General features: G+C 43.3%; 12 protein-coding genes. 7 read left to right on the forward strand and 5 right to left on the reverse strand.

The features are described 5' to 3' along the window. Nucleotides 1-7: 7 nt before the first annotated feature. Together BLQ81_RS13385 and BLQ81_RS13390 are read right to left on the reverse strand one after the other, a co-directional pair. Nucleotides 8-280, reverse strand: coding sequence for a Txe/YoeB family addiction module toxin (locus tag BLQ81_RS13385; RefSeq protein ID WP_092730828.1), 273 nt, complete (start codon nucleotides 278-280; stop codon nucleotides 8-10). Further along, the gene (locus tag BLQ81_RS13390; protein ID WP_092730830.1) at nucleotides 277-528 is read right to left on the reverse strand and encodes a type II toxin-antitoxin system Phd/YefM family antitoxin; all 252 of its coding nucleotides are present in this window, start codon (nucleotides 526-528) and stop codon (nucleotides 277-279) included. The genes BLQ81_RS13385 and BLQ81_RS13390 overlap by 4 nt, the downstream gene beginning before the upstream one ends. 174 nt (nucleotides 529-702) lie before the next feature. Between BLQ81_RS13390 and BLQ81_RS13395 the strand changes: the two genes are divergently transcribed. The 5 genes from BLQ81_RS13395 (at nucleotide 703) to BLQ81_RS13415 (ending at nucleotide 7,395) form a co-directional block, all read left to right on the forward strand. Further along, nucleotides 703-1,998 (forward strand): DUF2851 family protein, encoded by a 1,296-nt coding sequence (locus tag BLQ81_RS13395; protein ID WP_092730832.1) that lies wholly within the window; start codon nucleotides 703-705, stop codon nucleotides 1,996-1,998. A 57-nt stretch (nucleotides 1,999-2,055) separates the two neighbouring features. Continuing rightward, on the forward strand, nucleotides 2,056-2,691 hold the full coding sequence (locus BLQ81_RS13400) for an acetyltransferase (protein WP_092730834.1): 636 nt from the start codon (nucleotides 2,056-2,058) through the stop codon (nucleotides 2,689-2,691). A gap of 159 nt (nucleotides 2,692-2,850) precedes the next feature. Then, nucleotides 2,851-3,861, forward strand: coding sequence for an oxygen-dependent tRNA uridine(34) hydroxylase TrhO (gene trhO, locus BLQ81_RS13405; RefSeq protein ID WP_092730836.1), 1,011 nt, complete (start codon nucleotides 2,851-2,853; stop codon nucleotides 3,859-3,861). After that, nucleotides 3,833-4,696: a nucleoside phosphorylase gene (locus BLQ81_RS13410; protein ID WP_092730838.1), complete on the forward strand. Its 864-nt coding sequence runs from the start codon at nucleotides 3,833-3,835 to the stop codon at nucleotides 4,694-4,696. The genes trhO and BLQ81_RS13410 overlap by 29 nt, the downstream gene beginning before the upstream one ends. A 257-nt stretch (nucleotides 4,697-4,953) precedes the next feature. Further along, a complete protein-coding gene (locus BLQ81_RS13415) occupies nucleotides 4,954-7,395 on the forward strand; it encodes an outer membrane beta-barrel family protein (RefSeq protein ID WP_092730840.1) in 2,442 nt (813 codons plus the stop codon). A 298-nt stretch (nucleotides 7,396-7,693) separates the two neighbouring features. Here the strand turns inward: BLQ81_RS13415 and BLQ81_RS13420 are convergent, their stop codons facing one another. Together BLQ81_RS13420 and BLQ81_RS13425 are read right to left on the reverse strand one after the other, a co-directional pair. Next, nucleotides 7,694-7,921: a hypothetical protein gene (locus BLQ81_RS13420; protein ID WP_092730842.1), complete on the reverse strand. Its 228-nt coding sequence runs from the start codon at nucleotides 7,919-7,921 to the stop codon at nucleotides 7,694-7,696. A 132-nt stretch (nucleotides 7,922-8,053) separates the two neighbouring features. Next, the gene (locus tag BLQ81_RS13425) at nucleotides 8,054-9,970 is read right to left on the reverse strand and encodes an ABC-F family ATP-binding cassette domain-containing protein (protein WP_092730844.1); all 1,917 of its coding nucleotides are present in this window, start codon (nucleotides 9,968-9,970) and stop codon (nucleotides 8,054-8,056) included. Nucleotides 9,971-10,198: 228 nt separating this feature from the next. On the opposite strand from BLQ81_RS13425, the gene BLQ81_RS13435 reads away from it, so the two are divergent. Continuing rightward, nucleotides 10,199-10,684 (forward strand): peptide deformylase, encoded by a 486-nt coding sequence (locus tag BLQ81_RS13435; RefSeq protein ID WP_092730849.1) that lies wholly within the window; start codon nucleotides 10,199-10,201, stop codon nucleotides 10,682-10,684. 241 nt (nucleotides 10,685-10,925) lie between these two features. On the opposite strand, the gene BLQ81_RS13440 is transcribed toward BLQ81_RS13435, so the two are convergent. After that, entirely contained in the window at nucleotides 10,926-11,960 is a 1,035-nt protein-coding gene (locus BLQ81_RS13440) for a Fic family protein (protein ID WP_092730851.1), read from the reverse strand. Between the two features lie 394 nt (nucleotides 11,961-12,354). On the opposite strand from BLQ81_RS13440, the gene BLQ81_RS13445 reads away from it, so the two are divergent. Then, entirely contained in the window at nucleotides 12,355-13,299 is a 945-nt protein-coding gene (locus BLQ81_RS13445; protein WP_092730853.1) for a pyridoxal-phosphate dependent enzyme, read from the forward strand. Nucleotides 13,300-13,346 lie beyond the last annotated feature (47 nt).

The raw sequence follows: 13,346 nt of genomic DNA on the forward strand, positions 1-13,346 counted from the left end.
TCTAGATTTACGTATAGTGCCCTAAAACAGAAATAACCGAGACTTTAATGATCTTTTGGTCAACGGCATAAACAATTCGATGTTCTCTATTCAACCTTCTCGACCAAAATCCAGCAAAATCATGTTTCAAAAGTTCGGGTTGTCCGGTCCCAGTGAAAGGGTGATCGGATAATTCTAAAAGGAGTTTTTTAAGTTTTTTGATTAGAGGAATATTCCCTGATTTTTTAAGTTTTTCAATTCCTTCCACAGCCTTAGGAGTGAAAACTAACCCATAGCTCATAGTCCAAGGAGTTGATCAAGTTCCTCCTTTGCCACTTTTATTACCTTTCCAGATTTGTACTGCTCAATTCCTTCCTTTACCTCCGAAATGACTTTTGGATCGAGGAAAAAACGATCTTCGTCTGATATCGGTACCAAAACGTAGGATTTATCTTTACCCCGCTGTACAATAACCTGCTGATTCTGATCCACTAGGTCAAAATATTTTTTTTGATTATCTCTAAATTCTTTTGAACTGATAACTAGCATAGTTTTAATAGCATGTACTTTTTTGGTACATAAAATTTAAACAAAAAGTTCGAAAACAAAAGATGGTATTTTTAAAACGCCAATCTTCAAATCGATTTGCACTTGAATCTGATTTGAAGTTGACTTCTAATTCTGAATTCCTTAAATTCCATAAATTCTTAGTCTTTGGGAATTATGAACTTCAAAGAAGACTTTTTACAATTTGTCTGGAAGTATCAATACTTCGACAAAAATGACCTTCGGACAACTGATGGTCAATTCGTCCAAATCATAAAGGTTGGCTTTCACAATCAAAGCGAAGGGCCTGACTTTCGAGATGCGACCGTTGTTTTGGATGGGGTCACGCTCCACGGGCATGTCGAAGTGCATCGGATGGCCTCGGAATGGAAGCAGCATGCACACGGAGGTGATCCGGCTTACAATTCGGTGATTCTGCACGTGGTTTGGGAAAATAACCGCGAAGTGCTTCGAAACGATGGTACCCCAATGCCTACGGTTGAACTGAAAGGCAAGATTTTCTTGGAAATCTGGAGAAACTACGAGCAAATGCTGGATTTCAAATCTGACTTGCCCTGTGCACATGCCTTACTTGCCGTTCAGGAAATTATCCGATTTTCTGCTCTGGAAAAGGCCTTGGTGGAGCGGCTTTTGGAAAAATCCCAACTGATACTTGCGATACTTGACCAAACCAAAGGAGATTGGGAAGAGACGGCTTACCGTTGGCTTTTCACCTGCTTTGGATTCAAGATCAACAGTCAGCCAATGGGGGAATTGGCAGCCTCGGTTCCGTATAAAGTGCTCCAAAAGCATCGAACTCAGGTTTCAGCTTTGGAGGCGATGCTATTAGGTCAGGCCGGACTTATGCCGGAAAAAAGCGATGAACCCTATGTTCAGCATTTGATTGGAGAGTATGATTTTTATCAGAAAAAATTCGGCTGGACAACTCCACTTCTGCGTCAACACTGGACCTTCCTGGGAGCAAGACCGACCAATTTCCCGACAATAAGAATTGCACAATTGGCGGCGATTCTCTCCAAAGCGCCTAATTTACTTCAGGCTGTTTTAGAAGATAATCGGGAGTTTGCAGCTTTCAAAAAACTCCTCCAAATACCGCCTTCTGACTATTGGAAGTATCATTATTCCTTTGGCAAACCGACGGAAAAAGTGGCTTCCAAGGGCATCTCCGGCGGTTCTTTGGAGCTTTTGATTATCAATTTTGTGATTCCGCTTTGGTTTGCATACGGTCGATACTTTGAGCAGCCCGAGTGGCAGGAGCGATGCTTTGACCTGATGCAGACGATCCCCGCCGAGAGTAATTTCATCATCCGAAAGTATGGGGACAAAGGTTGGAAAGCTGAAAATGCCTTCGATTCTCAGGGTATGATCGGGCTTTTCCGAACGTATTGCCAGCCCCAAAAATGCCTGAACTGCAAAATCGGGCAGAGCCTTCTCAAGGGCCAATCCAAATGAAGCTTTGCGCAGGCGAGTCATTTCTCGTACTTTCGCAGTCCAAAACCATTAAAATTTATGGAAAAACCGGTGATCATCCTGGGAGCAAAAGGAATTGCTCATCCCGCACTTGAGATTTTCAACAGCAATCAAGTCATCGTCTATGGCTTTTTGGATGAGGATCAGAGTCTTTACGGTACGGAGATCAATAATATTCCAATTTTGGGGAATCCCGAGGACGAAGGTTTCTTAAAGTTGATCGGTAAGAAAACCGAAGCATTTGTCGCAGTTGACGATGTAAAATACCGCAAGTTTCTTGTGGAAATGCTTATCGAAAACCGAAAAGTCCAGCCCGTCAATGCAATCCATGAGCGTGCTTATGTTTCCACAGATGCTGCTTTGGGTCATGGTAATTTCATCAATGCAAATGTCACGATCGGTGCCGGAGCAAAAGTAGGAAGCCATTGCATTTTCCACACCGCTGCACTGATTGATCACAAGGCGGTAATTGGTGATTTTGTGCAGATCGGAGCAGGATCGATCGTAAATGCGGAGGTGACGATTGAAGAAGGCGCATTTATCGGTTCGGGAGTAACGATAGTGGCTGGAGTGACAATCGGCAAAGGAGCCCGAGTTGGTGCTGGGTCTGTTGTGATTGGTTCAGTAGGAAAAAATGAAACGGTCTTCGGGAATCCGGCGGCGAAGGTGAAGTAAGTGGTGAAAAGTAAAAAGTGAGTTGTAAGAAGTAAGAAGAAATAACGAACACCGAATGCTGAATATCGAATGATGAAGTAAAACATCGGTCATTGGCATCGTAAATCAAAAATCGTAAATCAAAAATCCCCAACACCCTGCCGAAACAGGGCGCTAGTTATGGAAACAACAACAAACAAACCTTACAGCATCCTGCTGTACTATTGCTACGCAAAAATCGAAAACCCCGAAGAATATCGGGAAGAGCATCACCTGTTCTGCGTTGCCAACAACATCCGAGGTCGAATCATCATTTCTGATGAAGGACTTAATGGAACAGTCTCAGGACTGGTTGAAGATTGCGAAAAGTACATGGCCTATGTTCAGGCTGATCCGCGGTTTGCAAAAACAGAGTTCAAGATCGATTTCCACGAGAAACATACTTTCACCAAGATCCATGTGCGGTACAAGCCTGAAATCGTGCATTCTGCGCTTCGCCACCTGGATCCAAATGTGAAAACCGGGAAGCATCTTGCCCCTGAGGAATTCAAGGCCTTGAAAGATCAGGAGGATGTGGTCATTTTGGATGTTCGCTCCAATTACGAGCATGAACTCGGTCGATTTAAAAATGCAATTACCCTCGATATCGACAACTTCCGTGATTTTCCGGAGAAAGTAAAAGAGCTCGGGCATCTGAAAAACAAGAAAGTACTCACCTATTGCACGGGTGGAATCAAGTGTGAAAAAGCCTCCGCTTTCCTTTTGGAACAGGGCTTTGAGGATGTCTATCAGCTTCATGGAGGTATCATCAAATACGGCATGGAAGCAGGAGGAGAGGACTTTGAGGGAAAATGCTACGTCTTTGACAATCGCATCGCTGTGGATGTCAACAAAGTGAATCCTACGGTGATTTCGAAATGCCACGTCTGTGGGACGGCCTCTGACCGGATGGTCAACTGTGCCAATCCAACTTGCAACGAACACCTTGCGATCTGTGAAAAATGCGGTTGGGAAATGGATGGTGCCTGCTCTGTGGAGTGCAAAGAAAATCCCGAAAAGCGACCTTATGACGGGACCGGCTACTACCAGAAAAATACCAACGGATATAATCCATATAAAGGACTTCACCGTAAGCCAAGTAAAGAACTAATCCAAAAACTCCATGGAGAATCGGAAAATTCCTGCGTCTGAACTGATCGTTAATTATGACGGAAGTATTTACCATTTACATCTGAAGCCAGAACATCTGGCTTCTCTTGTTTTTACAGTAGGGGATCCTGATCGGGTGGCCTTGGTTTCCAGATATTTTGATCGGATTGATTTCAAAATGAACAAACGGGAATTTATCACCCATACCGGCAGGCTAAACGGAAAACAAGTGACCGTAATGAGTACGGGCATGGGGACAGACAACATCGAGATTCTGATGACTGAGCTCGATGCCTTGGTTAATGTGGACTTACAGACACGAGAAATCAAGCCTGAAAAAAAGAGTTTGCAGATTATACGTTTGGGGACCTCTGGCAGTATGCAGTCTGATATTCCTGTTGGATCGCTGTTGGCTTCGGAGATTGGAATAGGCATGGATACCCTGATGGTTTACTATCCGGAGTTGCCTGGAAATCAAAGCTTGGCAAAGGCTATTCAGGTGGAGTTGGGCCTTTCATTTCTACCCTATCAAGCTTCTGCTTCGGTTAGTCTTATTGAAAAGCTTGACCAAAACTTTGTCAAGGGTGTAACCTTGACCTGTCCGGGATTTTATGCGCCTCAGGGAAGAGAAGTCCGACTGAAGCCACGATTTGATCAAATGATCGAGCGCCTTTCTGCCCTAAGAATTGAAGATAGAAGTCTGACCAATTTCGAAATGGAGACGGCAGGTTATTATGCGATGGGAGAATTGCTCGGGCATCAAATGCTGAGTTTGAACGCCATTGTAGCAAACCGACCTTTGAAGCAATTTGATCCTGAGGCAGAAAAAACGGTGGAAAAGATGATCCGCGCTGCTCTGGAAATTTTCACCGGCTAAACCACAAAGGGATTGCGACCTTTATGTATTTCAAAAAAATCCATTTCACCCAAGACCAGATCCTGTTAATTTTTTTCCCACTCAAATAGCCAGAATACACGATGTAAGGATTTTTTACCCCTTAAAACTTATTGGTCAATACGATTAAACCCCGGCTCATTTTTTTGGTTTAACGGGTAATAGTCTTTGGTAAAAGTCGAATTTATAATGTCTTTATTTTTCCTGAGAGCTTCTCCAAGAATTTGATTTTAAAAACTATGGTGAGATATAGGCTACTAATCCTATTTATCCTTTCCTTTTTTCGCTTCTTGGTGCTACAGGCCCAGGAGGTGAGTTTGAAAGGTAAAATCGCAGACGGAAGTAATGAGCAGCCGCTGGAATTTGCAAATATCGCATTGCTCAATCCAGCTGATTCCACTCTCGTGACCGGAGGAATGAGTGATTTGGACGGGACATTTTCCTTTGTCGGAAAGCCGGGGGAATACCTCTTTAGGGTTGGATTTATCGGATACAAAGACTTTTTCGAAAAGATCCGATTGGGGGATCGTCCGTCGATGAATTTCGGGACAATCAAACTCCAGCCTGATGCGCAAAATCTGAATGAGGTAATCGTAGAGGGAGTGACATCCATGTTTGTATCTGACATTGATAAGCGTACCTACAATGTTGAAAACAACATCCTGGCCGAAGGAGCAACTGCGGCTGAACTCTTGGCGACTTTACCTTCCATTCAAGTGGATGACGAGGGAGGAATCAGCTTGCGGGGAAGTGGGAATATCCTGATTTACATCAACGGGCGTCCGTCCAATCTGTCAGGAGATGATGTGGAAAGCATTCTTTCGCAGTTTCCTGCAAGCAGCATTAAGGAAGTGGAGCTGATAACCAATCCATCCTCCCGATATGATGCGGCTGGAGTAGGAGGGATCATCAATATCATTTTGAAAAAAAACATAGCGACCGGGGTCAATGGACAGCTTAATGCCTCAATAGGAACCAGAGATAAGTACCAAGCCGGCATCAACCTGAATTACGGTAAGAAAAACGCTAATTACTTTTTCTCCTACAACTGGCAGGATCGACGGGAAATCGAGTCGGGAAAAGGAACACGAACCACCAATCTGGAAGGATTTTCTCCGGTTTTGGATCAGAACCAGGACGGATTGGAATTTGAGAAAAATCATCTGGTGAGAGGAGGAGTGGATTTTTCCTTAAAGCCTGGGAAAACTTTGGGGCTTTATTTTCAGGGAAATTTTGATGATGAAATTGAGTTTGCAGATGTCAATCAGCGAAATATCAGTTCTGCAAGAGTGATTGATTCTACTTTTTTCCGAAGGAATGAAGAATATAGTGTTTCCTCCAATTATGAGGGCGGGCTGAGCTATAACTGGGAGATTGATTCTCTCGGGCAAAAGCTGTTCACATCTTTCACCTACTCCTATGACGAAAGGAGTCAGGACGAATATTATGAGCAGCAGTTTTTCTATGGAGATGGAAAAGAGGATCCTTCCAAAAGAATCATTCAAACCAACAATCGACCCCGAACAAGTGGGCTTTATGTGGCCCAGATGGATTATGAAAAGCCTTTTGGGCAAAATGGGAAAATCGAGTCCGGGCTGAAGGGAACTTTTGGCAACTGGAATTCCAGTCAAGTTTTTGCACAGGGTGACATTTCTAATGAGTTTGGGCCAGTGGTGGTAGACAGCCTCACAGAGTCTTATGATTTCACAGAAAATGTCTACGCGGCCTATTTCACCTTCAAAAACAAACACAATAAACTCGGGTATCAGCTTGGGGTGAGAGGTGAATACACCGAGACCTTGGGAATTACCGAGAAGAGAAATGAGGAAATTCCCAATAACTATTTCAACCTTTTTCCAAGTGCTTACCTTACCTATAGTCTGGGTGAAGAAAATGAACTCAGCCTGAATTATTCCCGAAGAATTTCCCGTCCCAGCATCAGGGATTTGGCCCCGATCTATCAAGTCAATGACCAGTATAATCTCAATATTGGAAATCCATATCTCCAGCCGGAATTCACCGACAGCTATGAGTTTGGGTACATGAAAGGCTGGGATCGATACCTGTTCAATGCTACGGTTTACCACCGGTATTCCACCGATGTTCAAACTCGAATCACCTATCTGACAGACAACAATGTGGCGATAACCACCCGTGAAAATGCTGATACGCAAGCTTCATCAGGATTTGAATTGATCAATCAGTTTCAGGTTTCCGGAAATTTTGATGCCACACTGACCGGGAATTTTTTCTATTCCAAAGTCAACGGAGAGAATATTGAAGAAGGATTCAGCAATGAGAATTTCAGCTGGACAGTTTCTCTTTTGGGAAATATGATTATTCCAAAGTGGTTCAGCATCCAGTTTCAGGGGAATTATCGGGGCCCGATCGTGCAGCCACAGGGGCAGATCGAACCCCAATGGAGTATCAACCTAGGCATGAGGCGCGAGGTACTTTCAGGCAAAGGAACTTTGAGCCTGAATGTCACAGACATTTTCAATACCAGGAATTTCAGAACTACGACCGAAGATCCGAGGTTCACACAAACCCGCACATTCCAGCGGGAAACCCGGATTGGCACGCTGTCATTCACATATCGGTTTGGAGGATTCAAAGACAAGAGAGAGGATCGTGGTAGTCGCAGGGAAGGCGGAGACAATTTTGGCGGAGACGATTTCTAAAACTTGGGCTGGTCAATTGACTGGCCTTTGTTATTTTTAAACATGAGTTTGACTTCCTGAAGAAGCATTACCAATCCCTGCCTAGGACGGACTTACGTTATGCCATTGAGAAGTTTCCAGAGGAGTTAAGAGAGGATTTTTTGAAGGGAAGAGTTTGAAGTTTGCAACGAAGCCGCGAAGTCGCAAAGTTTAAATTTGAAACAATTTCAAATTTCCTAGGACTCCAAAAGTGCCTTGATATACCGGACGGAGACTTTTTCTAGTTCAGATTTTTCAAAGATTGGAAGTAGGAATTAGCTTATAGCTCATCCATTAATTCTTTGAATGAGGAGTAACTCTTGGCTTCTTTCTCTCCGGATTCGATCTTTTTAGCTTCTATAAATACTTCAGCAATTCCATTCGCTCTTTCCAAGACTTCTAAAGAGATGGAACTGGAAGACTTGTAATTGATATTCAGAGATTTCAAAAACTCCTTTATTGCTTTGGAATCTTCTGGATTCTTGGATTCGATGAGGAAAGTTTCCATATTTTTCTGATATAATTAGTTTAATATAAGGTATTTAACCAAACTATAAAAGCTTAAGGTATAGTAAATCTCACTTTTACTCTGTTTTTTAAATTTAGAAAAACCTTTGTGCCTTGGCGGCTTTGTGGCCAACTAATCAATCCCATCCAATTCACTCAATTCCAACCAAGTCAGTTCCAGTTTCTCTATTTCGGAATCGATCGCCTGAAGCCTGTTTGACCAAGCCATCAGCTGATCGACTTCGGAACCACCAGCAGAAATCTGATCGGTGAGCTTAGCCTTTTCAGCTTCCAGTTTTGCCATGGATTCTGTCACCTTTTTGAATTCCTGCTTTTGCTTAAAACCCGCCTTGACCTTCGGAGCTAATTCTTGCTTCTCGATTCTTCCCTCTTGCTTCTCTATTTTAGGTTCTTGTTTCGCCGGAATGTCTTGCTTCTTGGCTCTCGCTTCTTGCATCTCTTTCTCCCATTCCCTGAAATCCGTATAATTCCCCGGAAAGTCACCGATCACCCCTTCACCCTCAAACACAAACAAGTGCTCGACCAAGCGATCCATGAAATATCGGTCGTGAGATACGATGATCAGACAGCCCGGAAAGGTGTCCAAGAATTCCTCCAGGATGTTCAAAGTCATCAAATCCAGATCATTCGTAGGTTCATCGAGGATCAGGAAGTTTGGATTCTTGATCAGCACCATCAGCAGTTGAAGCCGTCTGCGCTCCCCACCGCTCATTTTGGCGATTGGCGTAAACTGTTGCTTGGGAGGAAATCCAAACTGCGTCAAAAACTGGCTCACCGTGATTGTCTGACCTTTGTCCAAAGTCACAATTTCAGCCACTTCTTTCACCACATCAATCAGGCGCTTTTCCTCATCAAATCGATCTTCTTCCTGTCGGTAGTAGCCATAAGCTGTCGTCTGACCCACAGAGATTTTACCTGAATCGGGTTGATTCAAACCTGTAATCATTTGGAGAAAAGTAGTCTTTCCAGCACCGTTTGGCCCGACGATTCCGACCCGGTCTTTCTTTTTGAAGACATAGGAGAAATCTTTGACCAATGTCTTTTCTCCATAAGCTTTGGAGATTTTGTCTATCTCAAGAATCTTATTTCCAAGTCGCTGAGTTGATACGGTAAGCTCAATATCACGCTCTTCCCGCTTGGTGAAAGCTTTTTCTTTGGTTTCCTCGAATGCTTCCACACGATATTTGGCCTTGGTGCCACGGGCTTTGGGCTGACGGCGAATCCAGTCCAATTCCTTTTTGTAAAGGCTTTTAGCTTTTTCAAGTTCGACATCTTCATTTTGCATCCGTTCGGCTTTCTTGTCCAAGAAATAGCCATAGTTGCCTTGATATCGGTGAATTTTTCCCTGATCGAGTTCGAGGATTTCATTGGTGACTTTCTCCAAAAAATACCGGTCGTGAGTCACCATGAAAAGCGAAAGGTTGGCTTTTGACAAGTAATCTTCCAGCCACTCGATTGTCTCCAAGTCAAGGTGGTTGGTTGGCTCGTCAAGCAAAAGCAAATCAGGTTTCTCTAGGATAGCCTTTGCCAAAGCTACCCGCTTGCGCTGCCCTCCGGAAAGTGTTCCTACCGGCAGATCTGTGTCGTGAAGGCCGAGTTTTCCCAAAACCTCCTTTACCTGATATTCAAAATCCCAAGCCTGAAACGCATCCATTTTCTCAAAGAGGTCAGACATCTTGTCTGAGTTGTCAATGCCCCGCTCGGAGTCCAAAAGTGCCTTGTGATAATCCTCGATCACCTTAAGAATTTCGCTGTTGCTTTGGTCAAAGATGGTCTGGTAGATACTCAGCGAACCTTCAAACACCGGATTTTGGTGGACGTAAGCGATTTTGACGGACTGATTGATGCCGACTTGGCCGGTATCGGAGATCTCCTGACCCATGATGATTTTCATCAGAGTTGACTTTCCTGCGCCGTTGATGCCGACAAGTGCTATTTTTTGACCTTGGGAAATGCCGAAGGATATATTTGAAAAAAGCTTCCGTTCCCCGAAAGCCTTACTGAGATTCTCAACCGAAAGGTAATTCATGGCGCAAAAGTAAGGGAAATAGGGCTATTACTTGGTATTTGAAAAGAATGAAAATATGGGATATAGGAAATACATAGAAATACATTTGAAATAAGTCCTCCTTCGTCGGACGAAATATTTCGCGAAGCGTATTTCACCGAGCGTTGTGAGGTACATTTCAACAGTATTTCCATCATACTTCTCAAATAACACTCCGAAAAATCGCATATCAACCATTATTTTTAAACCATGAAAACCATCCATGATATACTCAAACTCGGAGACCCGAGACTCTACGAAATCTGCGAACCTGTACTAGAAACTGACCTCCCTCAAGTGCCAGAATGGACTCAGCAACTCCACGAAGCCATGGAGGACATTCGCAGGGTTTATCAATTTGGAAGAGGAATAGCCGCACCGCAGTTGGGGATTAAGAAGCGGATGTTTTACCTGAATCTGGATCGGACTTACATTATTTTGAATCCGAAGTTGAAGGCCCTGAGCGATGAAAAATTGGAGCTTTGGGATGACTGCATGAGTTTTCCCAATCTGCTGGTCAAGGTGAAACGGCACCAATCGCTGACCTTGGAATACCGGGATGAAAACTGGCAAAAGCAAAGTTGGGCCGTGGATGGAGCGATTTCTGAACTGATTCAGCACGAATACGATCACCTCGACGGGATTTTGTGTACGATGCGGGCGATTGATGAGAGGAGTTTTCGGTATAGGGAATAGGATGAAACAGTCTACAAATTACTTTTGGTTTCCCGCAGATTTACACATAAAAAAGCCACAGATTTCCGCGGATTTTTTTAATTAGATTTTGTTGATCCCCTTAGAAATCTGCGTAATTCAGCGATTTGACTCAGCGCAAATCAGCGGGAAATAATTATCTCACGAAGTATATCTGAATAGTATTTCGCGAAGCCAATTTTGCAAAACCCATCATCCTATATAGATAATCGAGACCTTTTTATCAAAAATAGGTATTCACAGCAAACTCAGCTTGCTCGATAAATATGCGCTTCATCGGACTTAAGTTTGTCTGTTCATAAAATACCAACATGGCTTTTTTGTAGTCAAGTGGATCAACAGTTCTAAATGAAATCGGACAATGCGCATACGCTAAAAGAATTGCATTGGAAAAGATTCGGGCAGTACGCTTATTTCCGTCTGCGAATGGTTGAATGTAGGAGATAAGTAGAAGGGCTAAAAAAGCTTTTTCATACCCTATTTTTGAAGAATTGATAAGCTGACAAGTTTTTTCCAATGCCTCCCGAATTTGAAATTCATTGTCCAGGGGCTGATAATTAGTACCGGTAATTCCAACTCTTCTCCTCCGAATATTTTTACCAATTCCCGGATCTTCAATAAGTATGCGGTGCAAATCTTCAATAGCCCGGACAGAGATCCGCTCCGCATAATCTTTATTTGTTTCAAGAAAGTCAATCGCCTCCTTGTGATTGAGTAGCATAGTTGCTTCATCTATAGTCTTGCCTGAAGCTGTTTTCTTTTCTTTTAACAGGATCTCGGTTTCAAGTAGGGAATATGTGTTACCTTCTATTTGAGAGGATTTCCAGCTTAAGTCAATCGCCAAACGCTCCATTTCCTTTTGGTATTCATTCGGAGTCAAATCGCAAACTCTTTTCTTAAACAATTCATGGATTTTCTCCATAGCACTAATTTCATCTGAAGAAAAAATTTGGTTTTGCTCCAGCTTTTCAAAAATCTCAAAATCGAATTGGTTTTTGACGATTCTTTCGTCTTGCTCTTTTAAAAAATAGGCATCCAAATCAATTGGAAAACTTAATTCCAATTTTGATGAAGGAAGATAAGCCGTTGCCTTTCCTTTTCCCTGTGAACAGATCCAACCTTCATCCAGCAAGTTTTGAATGATTCTTTTGAGCGTGGCAGCACTGGAAGAAAAGGAAATCCTATCCCCAATTTCTTGCCTTGAGACCTTTTTTGAGTCCTGAATGATGGTTAATATTTCTGATGTTGTTTCTTTCATTTCCTTCAATCGGTTCAAAAATGATAAAAATACGGCTCAAAATCAAGGAAAAATGAGCTGTATTTTGATGTTTTTGTGCTTATTTTGAGCCGAATCAGGATTTAATAATTTTTTTTCCCGCAGATGGACGCAGAAAAAATCGCTGATTTCCGCAGAATTTTGGAATTATTGTTTTGAAATCCGCGCAGATCAGCGGTTCCAATCAGCGCAAATCAGCGGGAAATATTTTTATCCTAACTTTTGTAGGCAGTTACGTCGCTTTCCTCCATGATATTTCACTGATCGCAGGGAGAGGTATATTTCTATTGTATCTCCTACCTTCGGCAGGCAGGCGCGCAGCTTATCTCACAAAGTTTATTTCGCGAAGCATATCTCCCTTCCTTATCTTTAACCCATGAATTTTCCCACCCTGTCCGATATCCGGGCGGCACATGACCGCATTCAGCCCTTTATCCATCGCACACCGATTCTTACTTCCACCGCAATCAATGAAATCGCAGGTTGTGAGATCTTTTTCAAATGTGAAAACTTCCAGAAAGTCGGAGCTTTCAAAGCACGTGGCGCCGCAAACGCCGTTATGAAACTTACCCCTGAGGAGCGGGCTAAAGGAGTCGCGACACATTCCTCAGGAAACCATGCGGCCGCCTTGGCACGTGCGGCAAGTGTAGCGGGGATTCCTTCCTACATCGTCATGCCTTCCAATGCGCCTGAGATCAAAAAGAAAGCGGTCAAAGGATATGGAGGGGAAATCATCGAGTGCGAGCCGAATCTGAAAGCGAGGGAAACTACCCTAGAATCGGTGGTAGCCCGAACCGGAGCCACATTTATTCCACCCTATGATTTCATGGATGTGATCGAAGGACAGGCGACTTGTGCGCTGGAACTATTGGAAGATCAGCCCGATCTGGAAATAGTAATGGCACCTGTTGGCGGTGGGGGACTTCTTGGTGGAACAGCGTTGACCGCACATTATTTGAATCCTGAAATAAAAGTAATCGCAGGAGAACCTACTGGTGCGGATGATGCTTTTCGATCCTTTCATGCAGGAGAAATTATCCCCCAAACAGATCCAAATACCATTGCTGACGGGTTGCTAACTTCCCTTGGCAAACTCAACTTCGAATTGATCAAACACTATGTCGAGGATATTCTGCTCGCCACCGATCCGCAAATCATCGATGCGATGCGCTTGGTGTATGAGCGGATGAAGATCGTGATTGAGCCTTCATGCGCAGTTCCTTTGGCGGCTTTGCTGGCAAATAAGGATCGATTTGCAGGCAAAAAGGTTGGTATTATCCTTTCGGGTGGAAATGTGGATTTGGAGAAGTTGCCTTTATGAATTGAGTAAGTGATCTTCGAGATTTCCAGTCTTGAATTATGTTTCCA

Origin of the sequence: Algoriphagus alkaliphilus (genome assembly GCF_900103735.1) — a bacterium.
In the GTDB taxonomy this organism is placed as follows: Bacteria; Bacteroidota; Bacteroidia; order Cytophagales; family Cyclobacteriaceae; genus Algoriphagus; species Algoriphagus alkaliphilus.